Annotated in this window: 13 protein-coding genes; 8 read left to right on the forward strand and 5 right to left on the reverse strand. The window is 68.4% G+C overall.

What is annotated here, in order from left to right; genetic code table 11:
* Positions 1 to 575: 575 nt before the first annotated feature.
* From rpoB to tuf, 7 genes are all read left to right on the forward strand, one after another.
* Positions 576 to 4,061, forward strand: coding sequence for a DNA-directed RNA polymerase subunit beta (gene rpoB, locus ACIPEK_RS18300; protein ID WP_383074425.1), 3,486 nt, complete (start codon positions 576 to 578; stop codon positions 4,059 to 4,061).
* 129 nt (positions 4,062 to 4,190) lie between these two features.
* Positions 4,191 to 8,090 (forward strand): DNA-directed RNA polymerase subunit beta', encoded by a 3,900-nt coding sequence (locus tag ACIPEK_RS18305; RefSeq protein WP_383074427.1) that lies wholly within the window; start codon positions 4,191 to 4,193, stop codon positions 8,088 to 8,090.
* 117 nt (positions 8,091 to 8,207) lie between these two features.
* Positions 8,208 to 8,741: a DUF1707 and DUF4190 domain-containing protein gene (locus ACIPEK_RS18310; protein ID WP_401997013.1), complete on the forward strand. Its 534-nt coding sequence runs from the start codon at positions 8,208 to 8,210 to the stop codon at positions 8,739 to 8,741.
* A gap of 264 nt (positions 8,742 to 9,005) precedes the next feature.
* Positions 9,006 to 9,377: a 30S ribosomal protein S12 gene (gene rpsL, locus ACIPEK_RS18315; RefSeq protein ID WP_003948652.1), complete on the forward strand. Its 372-nt coding sequence runs from the start codon at positions 9,006 to 9,008 to the stop codon at positions 9,375 to 9,377.
* A gap of 2 nt (positions 9,378 to 9,379) precedes the next feature.
* Entirely contained in the window at positions 9,380 to 9,850 is a 471-nt protein-coding gene (gene rpsG / locus ACIPEK_RS18320) for a 30S ribosomal protein S7 (RefSeq protein ID WP_093897234.1), read from the forward strand.
* A gap of 38 nt (positions 9,851 to 9,888) precedes the next feature.
* Positions 9,889 to 12,018, forward strand: coding sequence for an elongation factor G (fusA, locus tag ACIPEK_RS18325; protein WP_327273519.1), 2,130 nt, complete (start codon positions 9,889 to 9,891; stop codon positions 12,016 to 12,018).
* A gap of 160 nt (positions 12,019 to 12,178) precedes the next feature.
* Entirely contained in the window at positions 12,179 to 13,372 is a 1,194-nt protein-coding gene (gene tuf, locus ACIPEK_RS18330; protein ID WP_327273518.1) for an elongation factor Tu, read from the forward strand.
* A 100-nt stretch (positions 13,373 to 13,472) separates the two neighbouring features.
* On the opposite strand, the gene ACIPEK_RS18335 is transcribed toward tuf, so the two are convergent.
* From ACIPEK_RS18335 to ACIPEK_RS18355, 5 genes are all read right to left on the reverse strand, one after another.
* Complete coding sequence (locus ACIPEK_RS18335; RefSeq protein ID WP_401997016.1) at positions 13,473 to 13,706, reverse strand: hypothetical protein; 234 nt, start codon at positions 13,704 to 13,706, stop codon at positions 13,473 to 13,475.
* A gap of 61 nt (positions 13,707 to 13,767) precedes the next feature.
* Positions 13,768 to 15,828, reverse strand: a complete 2,061-nt coding sequence (locus ACIPEK_RS18340; RefSeq protein ID WP_401997337.1) for a PIG-L family deacetylase — start codon at positions 15,826 to 15,828, stop codon at positions 13,768 to 13,770.
* 232 nt (positions 15,829 to 16,060) lie between these two features.
* A complete protein-coding gene (locus ACIPEK_RS18345) occupies positions 16,061 to 16,519 on the reverse strand; it encodes a GNAT family N-acetyltransferase (protein ID WP_401997019.1) in 459 nt (152 codons plus the stop codon).
* Positions 16,520 to 16,556: 37 nt separating this feature from the next.
* On the reverse strand, positions 16,557 to 18,770 hold the full coding sequence (locus tag ACIPEK_RS18350) for a poly(A) polymerase (protein ID WP_401997022.1): 2,214 nt from the start codon (positions 18,768 to 18,770) through the stop codon (positions 16,557 to 16,559).
* The gene (locus ACIPEK_RS18355; protein WP_401997025.1) at positions 18,771 to 20,441 is read right to left on the reverse strand and encodes an RNA ligase family protein; all 1,671 of its coding nucleotides are present in this window, start codon (positions 20,439 to 20,441) and stop codon (positions 18,771 to 18,773) included.
* A 509-nt stretch (positions 20,442 to 20,950) separates the two neighbouring features.
* Between ACIPEK_RS18355 and rpsJ the strand changes: the two genes are divergently transcribed.
* A complete protein-coding gene (gene rpsJ, locus ACIPEK_RS18360; RefSeq protein WP_003948644.1) occupies positions 20,951 to 21,259 on the forward strand; it encodes a 30S ribosomal protein S10 in 309 nt (102 codons plus the stop codon).
* The last annotated feature ends 5 nt before the right edge of the window (positions 21,260 to 21,264 follow it).

The following is a 21,264-nucleotide window of genomic DNA, read 5'->3' on the forward strand; positions in this document are numbered from 1 at the left end:
CTGACTGCCTGTGCCGCACGGCACGGACGTCAAAACGCGAAGGGCGATCACCCATCCGGGTGGTCGCCCTTCGGCGTACCCGCAGCGGCTGCCTTGCTCTTCCGGCGGCGACGAGTATGGTGATCTTCGCCGTTGCCTCTGGGGGGCGGCCGGACGGCGCCGGGAGGCGGTCGGGTGAGGACCGCGCGGGGCTGTCCCGGCAGGGGGGCCTTGACGAACCGCACGCGGCGCGCAATTCTCAGGACGCGTCGTCACATCGATCCGAATCCGAGGCATGGATCGTGGGCGAAGAGGGCAGTAAAGAAGAGCGCACCGCGCGCAAGGACTATCCATAGGTGTTGAGAACAGCTGTTGAGAGCAACGTGGGTCTCTGAGAACCCCGACTGGACATCAGTGTGCCGTTTGGCTACACTGACCCTTTGCGCTGCCTGTTAGCTGCCTCCTGCCCGTCACCAGGGGCATGCCCACGCTTGAGCACCGATGGCCGATCCTCCCTGACCTGGGATTTCTGTCTCCGTGTCCAACTTGGGACCGGTACGCGCGTAGTGAGTCCGAGCCCTCGGAAGGACCCCCTCTTGGCCGCCTCGCGCAACGCCTCGACCGCGAATACGAACAACGGTGCCAGCACCGCCCCGCTGCGCATCTCTTTTGCAAAGATCAAGGAGCCCCTCGAGGTTCCGAACCTCCTCGCGCTGCAGACCGAGAGCTTTGACTGGCTCCTCGGCAATGCCGCCTGGAAGGCTCGCGTCGAGGCTGCTCTGGACAGTGGACAAGACGTCCCCACCAAGTCCGGCCTGGAGGAAATCTTCGAGGAGATTTCACCGATCGAGGACTTCTCCGGGTCGATGTCGCTTACGTTCCGCGACCACCGCTTCGAGCCCCCGAAGAACTCGATCGACGAGTGCAAGGAGCGCGACTTCACATTCGCCGCCCCGCTCTTCGTCACGGCCGAGTTCACCAACAACGAGACCGGCGAGATCAAGTCCCAGACGGTCTTCATGGGCGACTTCCCGCTCATGACCAACAAGGGCACCTTCGTCATCAACGGCACCGAGCGTGTCGTCGTGTCGCAGCTGGTCCGCTCGCCGGGTGTCTACTTCGACTCCTCCATCGACAAGACGTCCGACAAGGACATCTTCTCCGCCAAGATCATCCCGTCCCGGGGTGCCTGGCTGGAGATGGAGATCGACAAGCGCGACATGGTCGGTGTCCGCATCGACCGCAAGCGCAAGCAGTCCGTGACCGTTCTCCTGAAGGCTCTCGGTTGGACCACCGAGCAGATCCTCGAGGAGTTCGGCGAGTACGAGTCCATGCGCGCCACCCTGGAGAAGGACCACACCCAGGGCCAGGACGACGCGCTGCTCGACATCTACCGCAAGCTCCGCCCGGGCGAGCCGCCCACGCGCGAGGCTGCTCAGACGCTGCTCGAGAACCTCTACTTCAACCCGAAGCGCTACGACCTCGCGAAGGTCGGCCGCTACAAGGTGAACAAGAAGCTCGGCGCCGACGAGCCGCTGGACGCCGGCGTTCTCACCACCGACGACGTCATCGCGACCATCAAGTACCTGGTCAAGCTGCACGCCGGTGAGACCGAGACGGTCGGCGAGTCCGGTCGTTCGATCGTCGTCGAGACCGACGACATCGACCACTTCGGCAACCGTCGTCTGCGCAACGTCGGCGAGCTCATCCAGAACCAGGTCCGTACGGGTCTGGCCCGTATGGAGCGCGTCGTGCGTGAGCGCATGACGACCCAGGACGTCGAGGCGATCACGCCGCAGACCCTGATCAACATCCGGCCGGTCGTCGCCTCCATCAAGGAGTTCTTCGGTACCAGCCAGCTGTCCCAGTTCATGGACCAGAACAACCCGCTGTCGGGTCTGACGCACAAGCGTCGTCTCTCGGCTCTGGGTCCCGGTGGTCTGTCCCGTGAGCGGGCCGGCTTCGAGGTCCGTGACGTGCACCCGTCCCACTACGGACGCATGTGCCCGATCGAGACCCCTGAAGGCCCGAACATCGGTCTGATCGGTTCGCTCGCCTCGTACGGCCGCGTCAACGCGTTCGGCTTCATCGAGACGCCGTACCGCAAGGTCGTCGACGGTCAGGTCACCGACGAGGTCGACTACATCACGGCCGACGAGGAAGACCGCTACGTCATCGCTCAGGCGAACGCGACCCTCTCCGAGGAACTGCGTTTCGTCGAGCCCCGCGTCCTGGTCCGCCGCCGTGGCGGAGAGGTCGACTACGTGCCCGGCACGGACGTCGACTACATGGACGTCTCGCCGCGCCAGATGGTGTCCGTCGCCACCGCGATGATCCCCTTCCTGGAGCACGACGACGCCAACCGTGCCCTCATGGGCGCGAACATGATGCGTCAGGCGGTGCCGCTGATTAAGTCGGAGGCCCCGCTCGTCGGCACCGGCATGGAGTACCGCTGCGCCACCGACGCCGGTGACGTGCTCAAGGCCGAGAAGGACGGTGTGGTCCAGGAGGTCTCCGCGGACTACATCACCGTCACCAACGACGACGGCACGTACACCACGTACCGCATCGCCAAGTTCATGCGCTCCAACCAGGGCACCTCGGTCAACCAGAAGGTTGTCGTCTCCGAGGGCGACCGGGTCGTCGCCGACCAGGTCCTCGCCGACGGTCCGGCCACCGAGAACGGTGAGATGGCCCTCGGCAAGAACCTGCTCGTGGCGTTCATGCCGTGGGAGGGTCACAACTACGAGGACGCGATCATCCTGTCGCAGCGCCTCGTACAGGACGACGTCCTTTCCTCGATCCACATCGAGGAGCACGAGGTCGACGCCCGTGACACCAAGCTCGGCCCGGAGGAGATCACCCGGGACATCCCGAACGTCTCCGAAGAGGTCCTCGCCGACCTCGACGAGCGCGGCATCATCCGTATCGGTGCCGAGGTCGTCGCCGGTGACATCCTCGTCGGCAAGGTCACGCCCAAGGGTGAGACCGAGCTGACCCCCGAGGAGCGCCTGCTCCGCGCGATCTTCGGTGAGAAGGCGCGCGAGGTGCGCGACACCTCGCTGAAGGTGCCGCACGGTGAGATCGGCAAGGTCATCGGCGTCCGCGTCTTCGACCGCGAAGAGGGCGACGAGCTGCCGCCGGGCGTGAACCAGCTGGTCCGCGTCTACGTCGCGCAGAAGCGCAAGATCACCGATGGTGACAAGCTCGCCGGCCGTCACGGCAACAAGGGCGTCATCTCGAAGATCCTCCCGATCGAGGACATGCCGTTCCTGGAGGACGGCACCCCGGTCGACATCATCCTCAACCCGCTGGGTGTCCCGTCCCGAATGAACCCGGGACAGGTCCTGGAGATCCACCTCGGCTGGCTCGCCAGCCGCGGCTGGGACGTCTCCGGCCTCGGTGACGAGTGGGCCAAGCGCCTGCAGGCCATCGGCGCCGACCAGGTCGCCCCCGGCACCAACGTCGCCACCCCCGTCTTCGACGGTGCGCGCGAGGACGAGATCTCCGGTCTCTTCGAGGCCACGATCCCGAACCGCGACGGCGACCGCCTGGTCCAGCCCTCCGGCAAGGCCAATCTGTTCGACGGCCGCTCCGGTGAGCCGTTCCCGGACCCGGTTTCGGTCGGGTACATGTACATCCTCAAGCTGCACCACCTCGTCGACGACAAGCTGCACGCTCGTTCGACGGGCCCGTACTCCATGATCACCCAGCAGCCGCTGGGTGGTAAGGCTCAGTTCGGTGGACAGCGCTTCGGTGAGATGGAGGTGTGGGCCCTTGAGGCTTACGGCGCCGCATACGCCCTCCAGGAACTGCTGACGATCAAGTCCGACGACGTGACCGGCCGCGTGAAGGTCTACGAGGCGATCGTCAAGGGCGAGAACATCCCCGAGCCCGGCATTCCCGAGTCCTTCAAGGTGCTCATCAAGGAAATGCAGTCGCTCTGCCTCAACGTGGAGGTGCTGTCCTCGGACGGCATGTCCATCGAGATGCGCGACACGGACGAGGACGTCTTCCGCGCGGCGGAGGAGCTCGGTATCGACCTGTCCCGGCGCGAGCCGAGCAGCGTCGAAGAGGTCTGACGGGTTGGCCGGCCGGATCCTCGTGATCCGGCCGGCTCTCCCCGGACCCGTTCAGACCATTGCTGAAGTGCCCCGATTTCTCGCGTGACGCGAGGGGGCTCGAACCCCCGAAAGAGGGATTGACGACAAGTGCTCGACGTCAACTTCTTCGACGAGCTGCGGATCGGCCTTGCCACCGCGGACGACATCCGGACCTGGTCCCACGGCGAAGTGAAGAAGCCGGAGACCATCAACTACCGCACGCTCAAGCCCGAAAAGGACGGACTCTTCTGCGAGAAGATCTTCGGTCCGACCCGGGACTGGGAGTGCTACTGCGGCAAGTACAAGCGTGTCCGCTTCAAGGGCATCATCTGTGAGCGTTGTGGCGTCGAGGTCACGCGCGCCAAGGTGCGCCGTGAGCGCATGGGCCACATCGAGCTTGCCGCTCCCGTCACCCACATCTGGTACTTCAAGGGCGTCCCGTCGCGCCTCGGCTACCTGCTCGACCTCGCGCCGAAGGACCTCGAGAAGGTCATCTACTTCGCCGCGTACATGATCACGTTCGTGGACGAGGAGCGCCGTACGCGTGACCTGCCCTCGCTGGAGGCGCACGTCTCCGTCGAGCGTCAGCAGGTCGAGAACCGTCGCGACGCCGACCTCGAGGCCCGCGCCAAGAAGCTCGAGACCGACCTGGCCGAGCTCGAGGCCGAGGGTGCCAAGGCCGACGTGCGTCGCAAGGTGCGCGAAGGTGCCGAGCGTGAGATGAAGCAGCTGCGCGACCGTGCGCAGCGCGAGATCGACCGTCTCGACGAGGTGTGGAGCCGCTTCAAGAACCTCAAGGTCCAGGACCTGGAGGGCGACGAGCTGCTCTACCGCGAGCTGCGTGACCGCTTCGGCACGTACTTCGACGGCTGCATGGGTGCCGCTGCTCTGCAGAAGCGCCTGGAGTCGTTCGACCTCGACGAGGAGGCCGAGCGCCTCCGCGAGATCATCCGTACCGGCAAGGGCCAGAAGAAGACCCGTGCGCTCAAGCGCCTCAAGGTCGTCTCCGCGTTCCTGCAGACCAGCAACAAGCCCAAGGGCATGGTGCTCGACTGCGTGCCGGTCATCCCGCCGGACCTGCGTCCGATGGTGCAGCTGGACGGTGGCCGCTTCGCGACCTCCGACCTGAACGACCTGTACCGCCGTGTGATCAACCGCAACAACCGCCTCAAGCGTCTCCTTGACCTCGGCGCCCCCGAGATCATCGTGAACAACGAGAAGCGGATGCTGCAGGAGGCCGTCGACGCGCTGTTCGACAACGGCCGCCGCGGTCGCCCGGTCACCGGTCCCGGTAACCGCCCGCTCAAGTCCCTCAGCGACATGCTGAAGGGCAAGCAGGGTCGTTTCCGTCAGAACCTTCTCGGTAAGCGTGTGGACTACTCCGCGCGTTCCGTGATCGTCGTCGGTCCGCAGCTGAAGCTGCACCAGTGCGGTCTGCCCAAGGCCATGGCGCTGGAGCTCTTCAAGCCGTTCGTGATGAAGCGCCTGGTCGACCTGAACCACGCGCAGAACATCAAGTCGGCCAAGCGCATGGTCGAGCGTGGCCGCACCGTGGTGTACGACGTCCTCGAAGAGGTCATCGCCGAGCACCCGGTGCTGCTGAACCGTGCACCGACCCTGCACCGCCTCGGCATCCAGGCCTTCGAGCCGCAGCTCGTCGAGGGCAAGGCCATCCAGATCCACCCGCTCGTCTGCACCGCGTTCAACGCGGACTTCGACGGTGACCAGATGGCCGTGCACCTGCCGCTCTCCGCGGAGGCGCAGGCCGAGGCCCGCATCCTGATGCTGTCCTCGAACAACATCCTGAAGCCGGCCGACGGTCGTCCCGTCACCATGCCGACCCAGGACATGGTGCTGGGCCTGTTCTTCCTCACCACGGACGAGGAGGAGCGCAAGGTCGTCGGCCAGGGCCGTTCCTTCGGTTCCACGGCCGAGGCGATCATGGCCTTCGACGCCCGCGAGCTGTCGCTCCAGGCGAAGGTCGACATCCGCTTCCCGGTGGGCACCATCCCGCCGCGTGGCTGGGTGCCGCCGGTCGCCGAGGAAGGCGAGCAGGAGTACCAGCAGGGCGACACGTTCCGGCTGCGTACGTCCCTGGGCCGCGCGCTCTTCAACGAGCTGCTGCCCGAGGACTACCCGTTCGTCGACTACTCCGTCGGCAAGAAGCAGCTCTCCGAGATCGTCAACGACCTCGCCGAGCGCTACCCCAAGGTCATCGTGGCGGCGACGCTCGACAACCTGAAGGCGGCGGGCTTCTTCTGGGCGACCCGTTCCGGTGTCACCGTGGCCATCTCCGACGTCGTGGTCCCCGAGGCCAAGAAGGCGATCGTCGCCGGCTACGAGGCGCAGGACGAGAAGGTCCAGAAGCAGTACGAGCGCGGTCTGATCACCAAGGACGAGCGCACGCAGGAACTCATCGCGATCTGGACCAAGGCGACCAACGAGGTTGCCGAGGCGATGAACGCGAACTTCCCCAAGACGAACCCCATCTTCATGATGGTTGACTCGGGTGCCCGAGGAAACATGATGCAGATGCGTCAGATCGCCGGTATGCGTGGTCTGGTGTCCAACGCCAAGAACGAGACGATCCCGCGTCCCATCAAGGCGTCCTTCCGTGAGGGCCTCACCGTTCTGGAGTACTTCATCTCCACGCACGGTGCCCGTAAGGGTCTGGCGGACACCGCCCTGCGTACCGCCGACTCGGGTTACCTGACCCGTCGTCTGGTGGACGTCTCGCAGGACGTGATCATTCGCGAGGAGGACTGCGGCACCGACCGTGGCCTCAAGCTGAAGATCGCCGTCAAGGGTGCGGACGGTGTGCTCCGCAAGACGGAGGACGTCGAGACCTCGGTCTACGCCCGCATGCTCGCCGAGGACGTCGTCGTCGACGGCAAGGTCATCGCACCTGCCAACGTCGACCTCGGTGACGTCCTGATCGACGCCCTGGTGGGCGCCGGCGTCGAGGAGGTCAAGACCCGTTCGGTCCTGACCTGTGAGTCCGCGGTCGGCACCTGTGCCTTCTGCTACGGACGCTCGCTCGCCACCGGCAAGCTGGTCGACATCGGTGAGGCGGTCGGCATCATCGCCGCCCAGTCCATCGGTGAGCCCGGTACCCAGCTGACGATGCGTACCTTCCACACCGGTGGTGTGGCCGGTGACGACATCACCCAGGGTCTGCCCCGAGTCGTCGAGCTCTTCGAAGCCCGTACGCCCAAGGGTGTCGCCCCGATCTCGGAGGCGGCCGGCCGCATCCGTATCGAGGAGACCGAGAAGACCAAGAAGATCGTCGTCACCCCGGACGACGGCAGCGACGAGACGCCGTTCCCGATCTCGAAGCGTGCCCGTCTGCTCGTGGGCGAGGGCGACCACGTCGAGGTGGGCCAGAAGCTCACCGTGGGTGCCACCAACCCGCACGACGTGCTGCGCATCCTCGGTCAGCGCGCGGTCCAGGTCCACCTGGTCGGCGAAGTCCAGAAGGTCTACAACTCGCAGGGCGTGTCGATCCACGACAAGCACATCGAGATCATCATCCGGCAGATGCTGCGCCGTGTGACGATCATCGAGTCCGGCGACGCGGAGCTGCTGCCGGGCGAGCTCGTCGAGCGGTCGAAGTTCGAGACCGAGAACCGTCGTGTGGTCACCGAGGGCGGTCACCCCGCCTCCGGCCGTCCGCAGCTGATGGGTATCACCAAGGCCTCGCTCGCCACCGAGTCGTGGCTGTCGGCGGCGTCCTTCCAGGAGACGACCAGGGTTCTGACCGACGCGGCGATCAACGCCAAGTCGGACTCCCTGATCGGCCTCAAGGAGAACGTCATCATCGGTAAGCTCATCCCGGCCGGTACGGGTCTGTCCCGCTACCGCAACATCCGGGTCGAGCCGACCGAGGAGGCCAAGGCCGCGATGTACTCGGCCGTCGGCTACGACGACATCGACTACTCGCCGTTCGGCACGGGCTCCGGCCAGGCCGTTCCGCTGGAGGACTACGACTACGGTCCGTACAACCAGTAAGCGAGTCGCTTGATCGACCGGAGGGCGGTCACCCCGTTGTGCACGGGGTGGCCGCCCTCCGGCGTGTGCCAGCAGGCGTAAAGTCGATCCCGTCACGCATGGGGGAAGCAGGGGGAGATGCTTGTGTCGTATCCGTCGAGGCAGCCCGACCGGCTGTCCGCGCAGAGCCCGTCGATGCTGGCCTCGCACGCGGAGCGCGAGCGCGCTGTCGATGTGCTGCGGGCCGGTTTCGCGGAGGGGCGTCTTGAGAGCGACGAGTTGGAGAAGCGGGTTGCGCGGGCCCACGCGGCCCGTACGGTCGGGGAGTTGACCCTTCTCGTCGGAGACCTGCCGCAGGGTCCCGCGTTCGCCCAGCCCGCACCCGCCGGACATCCCGGCGCCGCGGTGCCGGCGACCTTCCTGTCCGCGCCGCAGCCCAGGACGAACGGCAAGGCCAAGGGTGCGCTGCTGTTCGGCGTACTGGCTCCGGTGACCGTGGTGACGGGCGTGCCCGCGGTGGTTCTCGGGCACATGGCCCGCAAGGAGATACGCCGCGGCGACGAGCAGGGCGACGGCCTGGCGGTCGCCGGGCTCTTGCTGGGCTGGGTGTCGATCGTCGGCTGGACGTTGCTCTTGGCAGGGTTCGTCGCAGCGGTGCTCGTCACGCGCTGAGACGGCCGACGCACGGCGTGTACCGGTGCATGGCATTTGTTTTGACCGGAGTGGATGCGATAGGTACGCTCAGACCTTGTGCCTGGGGTGTGCCTGGGCTCGTGTGCGTGTCCTCAACCGCATGGCGAGTCCGTCAGTGGCCACCGCAATCTGCGCCCCCTTCTGCCTTGCGGCAGGGGCCCGCAGTATTCGACACACCCGACCGCGTGGGTCGGTGACGTTCCAGGTTAGTTTCACGAACGGCACACAGAAACCGGAGAAGTAGTGCCTACGATCCAGCAGCTGGTCCGGAAGGGCCGGCAGGACAAGGTCGAGAAGAACAAGACGCCCGCACTCGAGGGTTCGCCCCAGCGCCGCGGCGTCTGCACGCGTGTGTTCACGACCACCCCGAAGAAGCCGAACTCGGCACTCCGTAAGGTCGCGCGTGTGCGTCTGACCTCCGGTATCGAGGTCACGGCCTACATCCCGGGTGAGGGACACAACCTGCAGGAGCACTCCATCGTGCTCGTGCGTGGTGGCCGTGTGAAGGACCTGCCGGGTGTTCGTTACAAGATCATCCGCGGCTCCCTTGACACTCAGGGTGTCAAGAACCGCAAGCAGGCCCGCAGCCGCTACGGCGCCAAGAAGGAGAAGTAAGAATGCCTCGTAAGGGCCCCGCCCCGAAGCGCCCGGTCATCATCGACCCGGTCTACGGTTCTCCTCTTGTCACCTCGCTGATCAACAAGATCCTGCTCAACGGCAAGCGTTCCACTGCCGAGCGGATCGTGTACGGCGCCATGGAAGGCCTCCGCGAGAAGACCGGCAACGACCCGGTCATCACGCTGAAGCGCGCGCTTGAGAACGTCAAGCCCTCGCTCGAGGTCAAGTCCCGCCGTGTCGGTGGCGCCACCTACCAGGTGCCGATCGAGGTCAAGCCCGGTCGCGCCTCCACCCTCGCGCTGCGCTGGCTCGTGGGTTACTCCCGCGCCCGCCGCGAGAAGACCATGACCGAGCGCCTCATGAACGAGCTGCTCGACGCCTCCAACGGTCTTGGCGCTGCCGTCAAGAAGCGCGAGGACACCCACAAGATGGCCGAGTCCAACAAGGCCTTCGCGCACTACCGCTGGTAGTCGCTACCCACATCGAGACCGAGAGAAGATTGAGCCTTATGGCCACCACTTCGCTTGACCTGGCCAAGGTCCGCAACATTGGGATCATGGCCCACATCGACGCGGGCAAGACGACCACCACTGAGCGGATCCTGTTCTACACCGGCGTTTCGTACAAGATCGGTGAAGTCCACGACGGCGCTGCCACGATGGACTGGATGGAGCAGGAGCAGGAGCGCGGCATCACGATCACGTCCGCCGCGACGACCTGTCACTGGCCGCTCAATGATGTTGACCACACCATCAACATCATCGACACCCCGGGTCACGTCGACTTCACCGTCGAGGTGGAGCGTTCGCTCCGCGTCCTCGACGGCGCTGTCACCGTGTTCGACGGTGTGGCGGGCGTCGAGCCCCAGTCCGAGACTGTCTGGCGTCAGGCGGACCGCTACGGCGTGCCGCGTATCTGCTTCGTCAACAAGCTCGACCGCACGGGTGCCGAGTTCCACCGCTGCGTCGACATGATCGTCGACCGCCTCGGTGCGGTCCCGCTCGTCATGCAGCTCCCCATCGGCGCCGAGGCCGACTTCAAGGGCGTCGTCGACCTCGTGTCGATGAAGGCCTTTGTGTGGCCGGAAGAGGCCGCCAAGGGTGAGATGTACGACACGGTCGACATCCCGGACACCCACATCGAGGCAGCTCAGGAGTGGCGCGGCAAGCTGCTCGAGGCCGTCTCCGAGAACGACGACCAGATGATGGAGCTGTACCTGGAGGGCGTCGAGCCCACCGAGGAACAGCTGCACGAGGCGATCCGTCGGATCACCCTCGCATCGAAGGGCAGTGCCGACTCGGTCACCGTCACCCCGGTGTTCTGTGGCACGGCGTTCAAGAACAAGGGCGTCCAGCCCCTGCTCGACGCGGTCGTCCGCTACCTGCCTTCCCCCCTGGACGTCGAGGCCATCGAGGGCCACGACGTCAAGGACCCCGAGGTTGTCATCAAGCGCAAGCCCTCGGACGACGAGCCGTTCTCCGGCCTGGCGTTCAAGATCGCGAGCGACCCGCACCTCGGCAAGCTCACCTTCGTCCGGATCTACTCCGGCCGCCTCGAGGCCGGCACCGCGGTGCTGAACTCGGTCAAGGGCAAGAAGGAGCGCATCGGCAAGATCTACCGCATGCACGCGAACAAGCGTGAGGAGATCTCGTCGGTGGGCGCGGGCGACATCATCGCCGTCATGGGCCTGAAGCAGACCACCACCGGTGAGACGCTGTGTGACGACAAGAACCCGGTCATCCTGGAGTCCATGGACTTCCCGGCGCCGGTCATTCAGGTCGCCATCGAGCCCAAGTCCAAGGGCGACCAGGAGAAGCTGGGTGTCGCCATCCAGCGCCTCTCCGAGGAGGACCCGTCCTTCCAGGTGCACTCCGACGAGGAGACCGGCCAGACCATCATCGGTGGTATGGGCGAGCTTCACCTCGAGGTGCTCGTCGACCGCATGAAGCGCGAGTTCCGCGTCGAGGCGAACGTCGGCAAGCCGCAGGTCGCGTACCGCGAGACGATCCGCAAGGCCGTCGAGCGCATCGACTACACGCACAAGAAGCAGACTGGTGGTACCGGCCAGTTCGCGAAGGTGCAGATCGCCCTTGAGCCCATCGAGGGTGGCGACGCGTCCTACGAGTTCGTCAACAAGGTCACCGGTGGCCGCATCCCCCGTGAGTACATCCCCTCGGTGGACGCGGGTGCTCAGGAGGCCATGCAGTTCGGCATCCTGGCCGGCTACGAGATGGTGGGCGTCCGCGTCACCCTTCTCGACGGTGGTTACCACGAGGTCGACTCCTCCGAGCTCGCCTTCAAGATCGCCGGTTCGCAGGCGTTCAAGGAGGGTGCCCGCAAGGCGTCCCCCGTGCTCCTCGAGCCGATGATGGCCGTCGAGGTCACCACGCCCGAGGACTACATGGGCGATGTCATCGGCGACCTCAACTCCCGCCGTGGCCAGATCCAGGCCATGGAGGAGCGCAGCGGCGCTCGCGTCGTGAAGGGCCTCGTGCCCCTCTCGGAGATGTTCGGCTACGTCGGAGACCTCCGCAGCAAGACCTCGGGTCGCGCAAGCTACTCGATGCAGTTCGACTCCTACGCCGAGGTTCCGCGGAACGTCGCCGAGGAGATCATCGCGAAGGCCAAGGGCGAGTAACTCTCCCGAGCTCACGCTTTAGGCTTGTCACCGGAGCCTGGTGGGGCATTCGTCGCAGAGCGCAAGCAATGCGGTGAATGCCCCCGGCCCCGGCATCCCAGCAAAGATCACCTGGCGCCGATGAAGCAAGGCGTACAGAACCACTCCACAGGAGGACCCAGTGGCGAAGGCGAAGTTCGAGCGGACTAAGCCGCACGTCAACATCGGCACCATCGGTCACATTGACCACGGTAAGACGACCCTCACGGCCGCCATTACCAAGGTGCTGCACGACGCGTACCCGGACCTGAACGAGGCCTCGGCCTTCGACCAGATCGACAAGGCTCCCGAGGAGCGCCAGCGCGGTATCACGATCTCGATCGCGCACGTCGAGTACCAGACGGAGTCGCGTCACTACGCGCACGTCGACTGCCCGGGTCACGCCGACTACATCAAGAACATGATCACGGGTGCGGCGCAGATGGACGGCGCCATCCTCGTGGTCGCCGCCACCGACGGCCCGATGCCGCAGACCAAGGAGCACGTGCTCCTGGCCCGCCAGGTCGGCGTTCCGTACATCGTTGTCGCCCTGAACAAGGCCGACATGGTGGACGACGAGGAGATCCTGGAGCTCGTCGAGCTCGAGGTCCGTGAGCTCCTCTCCGAGTACGAGTTCCCGGGCGACGACCTTCCGGTCGTCAAGGTCTCGGCGCTCAAGGCTCTTGAGGGCGACAAGGAGTGGGGCCAGACCGTCCTCGACCTGATGAAGGCCGTCGACGAGTCGATCCCGCAGCCCGAGCGCGACGTCGACAAGCCGTTCCTGATGCCGATCGAGGACGTCTTCACGATCACCGGTCGTGGCACCGTCGTCACCGGTCGTATCGAGCGTGGTGTCCTGAAGGTCAACGAGACCGTCGACATCGTCGGTATCAAGCAGGAGAAGACCACCACCACGGTCACCGGCATCGAGATGTTCCGCAAGCTGCTCGACGAGGGCCAGGCCGGTGAGAACGTCGGTCTGCTCCTCCGTGGCATCAAGCGCGAGGACGTCGAGCGCGGCCAGGTCATCATCAAGCCCGGTTCGGTCACGCCGCACACCGAGTTCGAGGCCCAGGCCTACATCCTGTCGAAGGACGAGGGTGGCCGTCACACCCCCTTCTTCAACAACTACCGCCCGCAGTTCTACTTCCGTACCACGGACGTGACGGGCGTTGTGACCCTTCCCGAGGGCACCGAGATGGTCATGCCGGGCGACAACACCGTCATGAACGTCACGCTGATCCAGCCGGTCGCCATGGAAGAGGGCCTGAAGTTCGCCATCCGTGAGGGTGGCCGGACCGTGGGCGCCGGCCAGGTCACCAAGATCGTCAAGTAATTACCTGACTGTCTGACCTGGTTGCTCCGCACAGAGCACCAAGAAGGGCCCCGGCCCGCCGCGCAAGCGGTGGACCGGGGCCCTTCGGCGTCGACCGACGTCATGCGGGCCCCGAGTCAGCCCACGGTGTCCCGTCGAGTTGCGGGGGCTCGTGGCGTGTCCGGGCGTCGGGTTCGGCCCGTGGTGCGGCTGCCGCCACGTCGGGCCGGGCGGCCGACGCGGTGGCGAGGACCTCGTCCCCGTGGGCGGCCCGGGCCACGACCTCGACGCCGGGTTCGCGCGTCAGTACGGAGACCAGTCCCTCCCGTACGACCGTCATGTCCTCGGCGATCATCACCTTGAGCGTGATCAGAGGATGACAGCCGCTGTCCTTCGGCCTGTGCCCGCCTGCGTCGTCAGGCCGGCCGGGGGCGCCAGAGCCAGGGGTGGGCGTCGATCCCCAGCGCCACCACCACCGCCGGCCGCCCGTCCCTGCCGACATGCAGCGCGGGCCCGTCCAGCGCCACCGGCCCGCGCTCGCGTACGGAGATCCCTTGGGACGTACGGAGCTGGATCAGGCCCTTCTCGGTGCGGCCGAGCAGCACCGGGCCGCGCGGCGACCCCGCGGCGGACACCGGCCCGTACCCGTCGAAGCCCACCCGGTCCTTGATCAGCCGCCCGTACCCGTCGATGCCGGTCTCGTCAGCCGTCTCCCCGGTCATCACGGTCGTCAGGCGGGCCTTCGCCGCCGCGCGGTAGAACAGTTCGACGGTCCCGTCCGCACGGGCCAGTGCGGCCGGGCCGTCCCCCGGCACCGGTACGCCGCTGATCTGGGTGCGTGCGGTGACCTCGTCCCCGGGCGCGTCCTGGGTCCAGTGATGCACCGCGTAGCGGCCCGCCGCGAAGACATGGACACGTCCCGCGTCGTCCACCACAGCGGTCAGCCCGTCCTGGACCTCGCCCCCGCCGGTGTCCCGCCACCCGCTCCACCGGCCGTCCGTGTCCCGTACCCGGGTGCTGAGGCCCTTCTCCGCGTTCCGTACGAAGAGATGGACCCGCCCGTCGGGTGCGGCGACCACGACCGGGAGACCGATCCGGCGCCCGGCGTCATGGGCGCGCTCCGGGTTCCCCAGCCCCTGCCAGGGACGGAAACCGCCGCCCGGAGAGCGCTGCTCCAGCGCGACGATCTCGCGCTCGTTGTCCGCCCCGTGCCCGCTGAGCGCCGCGAACCGCAGTCCGAAGAGCAATTGCCGCCCGTCAGGCAGGGTCGCGCTGCCCAGGATCGGGGCGAGCGGGCCGCCGCCGAGGTCGTCCGGCGTGTCCCACACCCCGCTGCCCGGGGCGCTCTCGCGCCAGCGCACCGCCCGCAGCCCCAGCACCCCGTATGCGACGAGCCTGCCGTCCGGGTCGGTGGCGACGGCGGGCCGAGGGCCCGGGTATCGGTAGTGGGTGGACCGTACCCAGCCTTTCCGGTTGGTCAGCGGCCGGTTGCCGCCCACGCCGTAGTCCCCGCAGCCCGCGGAGTTGCCGCAGCGCCAGTGGATCGAACCCCCGTACGGCACCAGGTGCGAGGCCTTCTCCGCCAGCACGGCGGGCGGCAGATTCTTCGGCCAGTGCCGGTTGTAGTAGCCGCGGAACGCCGTGGTGGCGAAGCTCGGCACCTCACCGCCGTCCTCGGTGGCCTGAGCCACCCACCGGATCAGCGCCGTCCAGGTGAACAGCGCGGCCGCGGTGTGGTCGGGGTGGTCGGAGTAGCCCGGCTGCTCGCTGTCCCGGCGGCGGACGAGTTCGCTGCTGTGCTGGACGTCGGGGTCCGGGTCCATGGTGTGCACCGTGCTGGGCCGGAACCGGTCGAACAGCCCGACCAGGACGTCGATCAGCCCGTCGTACGTGTACGAACCGGCCCGCTTCAGCGGGGAGTTGTCGGCGACGACGGTCGGCAGGACGAGCCTTCGGTCCTGCCAGAGGCTGGGCAGCCCGAGACGCCCGTACGAGGTGTGCATGGCGGTGTTGATGAAGATCAGCTCGACCTTGCGGCCGCCGTTGCTGAGGCGGTTGATCTCGGCGCGGTGGTTGCCGTGCAGGTCGATGACGGACTTCTGCCAGTCCGTGAACCTGTCGAGGCCCAGCAGCGTCGCGTATGCCTGCCGGAGCCCCTGATGGCGGGAGGAGGAGTACGCGGCCTTGTCGGGGGCGGGCTGCGGGCGGCCGGGCGCGCGGTTGATGCCGGTGGCCTCGCCCGCGGTCAGATAGACACAGACCAGCGGCGTTCCGGTGTCGAGGGCCTGTTGCGTGTCCGGGTTCATGAAGTACAGGTCGTCGTCCGGGTGGGCGAGGATCTGCATCATCAGGGCCTGGTGCGAGGTGCTGATCGGCAGGCCGGGCGTCGGGTCCGCGGTGGGGTTGCGGCGGCGGGGCGGCGAAGGCGCGGTGCAGGCGCTCAGGACTGCCGGGCTCATCGCACCGGCCGCCGCCATCAGCAGAGTGCGCCGCGACACTCCCGTGCGAGATGCGCGCAGCGCAGGTTCGTCCGTCACACCGTGCTCCGTCCACTTCCCCCGCAGCGGGCGGCTGTGCGGCCCTGTGCTGCGTACCGAATCCGTGCAGACGGCGGCGGGGGGCCGACCGCTGCTGCGGGGGGATAGACGGAGATTCCCAGGGGTGGGTTGCCTGGGTTTCTACGGGTGTGGGCCGAGGGGCCCGGACGGCCTAGCGTGTGGGTGTGCGCACCATGAACACGTCGATCGGGTCCTGTCGTTCCTCGGTGAACCCGTGCCGTTCATAGAGCGCGCGGGCAGCGCTGCCCTGCAGTACGTCCAGGCGCACGGTCACGCCTTCCTCGTCGGCCCGCGCGAGCAGCGAGCGCAGCACGGCGGTGCCGATGCCGCGGCCCTGGAGGGCGGGGGAGAGGTAGAAGTTCTCCAGCCACAGCCCGTCCTCGACCGGCCGCAGGGTGACGCAGCCCGCGAACCTGCCGTCCGCGACGACGACCGAGGTGTACTCCGGTGCGTAGACGTCCCGCAGCCGCTGCCGTACGCGGTGCTCGTCGTAGCGCCCGAGCCGCTCCAGGTCGGGGCGCATCACGGTGGCCCTGAGCCCGGCTATGACCTCGACGTCCTCCGGTTCGGCGGGGCGCAGAGCCCAGGCCGCAATGGCGCTCTCGTTCACGGCTGGATTCTCCCAGGCGGGTTGCCGCCGGTTTCCGTCACCGCAGCTCCGGCGCCGCGCCCCGGCCCGTCCGGCGCAGGCCCGCCTCCGGGATGCCTCGCAGCAGCCGGGCGCCGATCTCCGCGAGCCGGGCCTCGTCCGGCGGGGTCCGTCCCAGGCCGATGGCGTACTGGATGCGGGACGCGTCCGCGCCGAACGGGCGGGGCCAGGCGTGGGCGTCCGGGGAGCCCGCTTCGGCGAGAGCGGCGAGCAGGGCCAGGAGCCGGCCCCGGAAGCGGCCCTCGTCGGGGCCAGGGCGTACGGAGACGATCGCCCAGGCGGCGTGACGGAGGTGCAGGGGCGGCGGGGCGCAGAGCAGGGCGTGCGGTACGGGGTCGGAGACGGCGGCGGACTCCAGGATTTCCCAGGCGCGGAAGAGTTCCCCGGCGATGAGGTCGCGGCCTGTGGGGGAGACCTGCGAGGTGCAGGAGCGGACGGGGGCGGTCGGAGTCAGCACGGTGAGGGGGAGTTCGCCCGCCTCCCCGGAGCCGACCGGCCGGTTCCAGTCCCACGCGGCCCAGGTTGCGAAGAAGTGCCGGAGCAGGGGGAGCGGCGGCAGATCACCGGCCTCGTGGGCGGTGCGGGCCGCCAGTACGGACCAGGCGAGGCCGGGCAGTCCGCCGCACGGTGCGGAGTCCAGGCCGCGTGCCCGGGCCCAGGCCTTCACCTCGCGCGCGAGGCGGGTGAACGCGGCCCGGTGCGGGTCCGCCGCCGCGAGCACCGCGTCCGCGTCGCTCACCGCGCTGAGCGCCGTGGCCGCCGCCTCGCCCAGTTCGCTGCGGCGGGCGACCGCCACGTCCGGGGAGAGGTCACCGGTCGCGACGATCACCAGGTCGACCCGGAGCCCGTCGAGGCAGAAACGCAGACCGGGTACGCGCGCACCGGTCACCTCGCGCAGACCGACGGCCTCCGGCAGGGCAGCGGTCAGCCGCTCCCGTATCCCCGGGAGACCCCCGTCACCGGACAGCGCCGCGACCAGGTCCACATCGGCGCCGGGCAGCGCACAGCCCATCCGCCGCGAGCCGACCGGATGGACGCGGCCCTCGGGCAGGGCGGCGGCCACCCGGCGGACGATCTCTGCCGCGTCGGCCTCCGGTCCGTCCGCCGCCGCCCCGGACAGTTCCACCCGTACCCCGAAGTGGTCCGACACGTACAGCCCGTCCGGCGTCGGTACGTCGCCCAGCAGCGCCGCCGACACGGGCCGCAGCCGCTCCGAGCGGACCAGCACCCGGTCCAGCCGGGACACACGCCCCGTCAGTGAGGAGACGGCGGCCAGCGGATTGACGGACGGATCGAAGGTCGGCGTCCGGTCGCCCGCGCCGTGCACCCGGCTCCAGGCGTCCGCCATCCCCAGCCGGTCCTGCGGGGTGTCCCCGCCGTCGTTGAAGTCGCCGAGCAGCGTCACATCGCCCTCGACTGCCGCCAACCCCGTTGCCAGATCGGCCAGTTCGGCATCGCGCCGACCGGCGCCATTCGCCGAGTGGTCGCTGCTGAGATGGGTGACGGCGACCGTGACCGGTCCTTCCGCGGTCTCCACGACGACGGCCGCGACCGCCTTGTGCGGGCCGAGGGCATGCAGGCCCGCCTCCCGCACGGGGACTCTGCTGAGCAGCAGCAGACCGCAGTCGGCGACATCCCGGCCGGCCGGGTCCGACCAGAGGATGTAGCTCTCGCGGACCCAGGGCGTGGCCAACAACAGGCCGAGCAGGGCGGGTTCGGCCTCCTGGAGAGCGATGACATCCGCGTCCGCCGCGCGCAGGGCGTCGAGGAGCAGCGGCCGGCGCCGGGCGGTGTCGATGCGGTCGCTGTCGTAGCGGTCCCAGAGGGTGTTCCAGGTCAGCAGCGCCAGGGAAGCGGACTGCGCGGTCGCCGGTGCGTCCTCGGGCACGGGTGTCCAGGCGGCCTCCGCCACGGAGTACGCGTGCGGCGTGCGGGAGACGAAGTACGGGGACGGCAGCCGGCGCGGGGCGCGCACCCGCCCGGCGTCCGTCGCGTCGATCCGGTCCACGCCCGAGGACCGGTCCCACACCAGCTCACCGTCCGCCTCGAAGAACAGCACCCGGTGCCAGGGGATGTCCCCGCCGGGCGTGAAGCGGGGCAGCGGCACCCGCTTGGGCACGGTCCCGCGCTGCGCCACGCCCAGTACGAAGCGCGCCGGGTCGAACCGGGCGTCCCAGCGGACCCGGTGGTAGATCTCCTCGCTGGTACGCATCTACGCCCTGTCCTCCACGGTTCCGCTCGCGCCGATGTACCAGGTGCGGTGTGCCTGGCCGGGGTACGGGGGCACGAATCTGTGCAGCTGCGAGGTCAGTACCTCGGCCGGTACGGGGTGGCTGCGACGCCCGTTGCGGCGGATCAGCTCCGCCTCGCCGACCAGGGCCACGGCGTGGGTGAGCAGCGCGTCCCTGCGCCGGGCGACCGCGTGCACCAGGGAGCGCTGGTGCGCGTTGAGCGAGGTGGCGTCCCAGACGACCGTGGAGCCCGCCGTGAGCGCCGCGTCCAGCCGGTCGAGCCCCTCGCGCAGTACGTCCCCGTTGGCCTTCTGGTCGGCGCGCGAACCCCGGGCCAGGCGCAGATCGTCGAGCGAGAGGTAGGTGTCGACGCCGGGCAGCGCACGCCCGAAGGTGCTCTTGCCGCTGCCGGACGGGCCGACCAGATGGACCAGGCGCGGGAAGTCCCCGGCCCGCCACCGCCAGGTCGCGGCGACCGCCTCCTCGGCGGTGGTGACCCGGCCCAGGGCATACGCCTCACGGGCCTGCGCCCGGCAGCGGTCGGCGCTCTCCGGGTCCAGCCCCGCGAAGGCCTCCCGCAGCCCGGCCGGTTCCGCCAGGCCCTCCGCGTGCAGCGCCGACCACTCCACCTGCTCGCGCGCCCCGGCGGTGTCCGCCACCGTGGCGGCCAGCGCGTGCAGCAGCGGCAGATCGGCGGCGAACGACATCCGGACCAGCCCGGTGCGGCGCTCCTCGTCCGGGTACGGGCGGTGCAGCGCGGGGTGCAGTCCGACGAGGTCCGCGACGCGGCGGGCGAGCGGCATCCCCAGCGCCGGTGCCAGCGCGGGCACGAGTCCGGTGCGGCGGGAACGGTGCAGCAGCGCGGCCAGCACCCCGGTCAGCCGGTCCTCGCCCGTCCGGCCCAGTGCGTCGAGGGCGTCGCCCATCGCGCGGGCGGCCCCGGCATCTCCCGCGTCCGTGCCTGCGGCGGTGGCCAGGGCCGCCGCGTCGACCGGCGCTCCGGACCGTACGGCCCACAGGGCGGCGGCCGGGCCGAGCCCGTTCTCCACGACGCGGGCGTGCATCCAGTGCGTATCGGTCTGTACGTGGCCGGGCCGCACCCACTTCGCCACCCGGCGCCCGAAGTCCGGTGCGTCGAAGCCGTCCGCGGGCCGTACGACGTACCCCTCCTGCCGTCCGGTGTCCGGCCTCAACGCCCGCAGCGCCTTCTCGGCCCGCGCGTCGAACACTCCGCGCCACAGCACCGGCGGCACCGGAATCCCCAGCTCGCGCAGGAGGACGACGGTCCGGTCCCAGCCCAGGCAGTGCTCCCCGTCCCAGACGGAGAAGCCGTAGAAGAAGCTCTCCAGGCCGTCGTACGGGATCGAATGGCGCGCGAACATGTTCTCCCCGCACACCCGCCACCCCTCGGGTATACGGGCCCCGATACGGCTCTGCAGCGCCTTCACCCACCCCCGCGAGGGGTGATGGGCGGAATCGAGCGAGCGGGCGTGGAGTCCGTCGGCGTAGAGCGTGGTGTTCTCGCCGTCCAGCTTCTCGGTGACGACGACCTCGCGACCGGTCAGTCCGGAGAGGTCCGCGATCCGTACGTCGTCCGAGGTGGCCCCCGGGGACCAGGGCAGATGCGCGGTGCGCGGATAGTGCGTACGCATGATCGATGCCCCTGATGACGACGGCGTGCCCGGCCGGTCACTGTAGGGGCGGGGGCGCAGGACGCTCGACCGAATTACGATGAGCGGTGCCCGGCACGGCTCCCGGTGCGCGCCCGCGTTTGACCCGGCGATCACGCGGGGTAAGATCCTCCGCCCGATTGGCCAGGCTCACGCCCCGTATGGCACACTGACCAGGTTGCTCGGTTGAGTGTCAATGCTGCGCGCCTCCCGCCGGGAGGACCGGAAGCGAGTCCCACAGTACTCGTCGACCCCTTGCGGGTCGGACGTACGGGAATCTTTCGGGAAGCGTCAGTGGGGCACAGGCCAGGCACCCGGTGGGTGTTCCGCCCCCGGTCTCGCGGTCCTCGGGCCCGCACCCCCTTGGTTGGGAAATCCTTCGGGAGATCTGCGTAGAGGGGATGCGACACGCCCGACCGCGTGGGTCGGAGACGGAGTCCTTAGAACCCCCGGGTTCCAGAGCGTTACGAGAGACAGGACTACTAGTAGCCATGGCGGGACAGAAGATCCGCATCCGGCTCAAGGCCTACGACCACGAGGTCATCGACTCCTCGGCGAAGAAGATCGTCGAGACGGTGACCCGCACTGGTGCGTCGGTCGCGGGCCCGGTGCCGCTGCCCACTGAGAAGAACGTGTACTGCGTCATCAAGTCGCCGCACAAGTACAAGGACTCGCGCGAGCACTTCGAGATGCGCACGCACAAGCGCCTCATCGACATCCTCGACCCCACGCCGAAGACGGTTGACTCGCTGATGCGTCTCGACCTGCCGGCGGGCGTCGACATCGAGATCAAGCTCTGAGGTGA

The organism is Streptomyces sp. NPDC088246 (genome assembly GCF_044741025.1).
Lineage (GTDB): Bacteria > Actinomycetota > Actinomycetes > Streptomycetales > Streptomycetaceae > Streptomyces.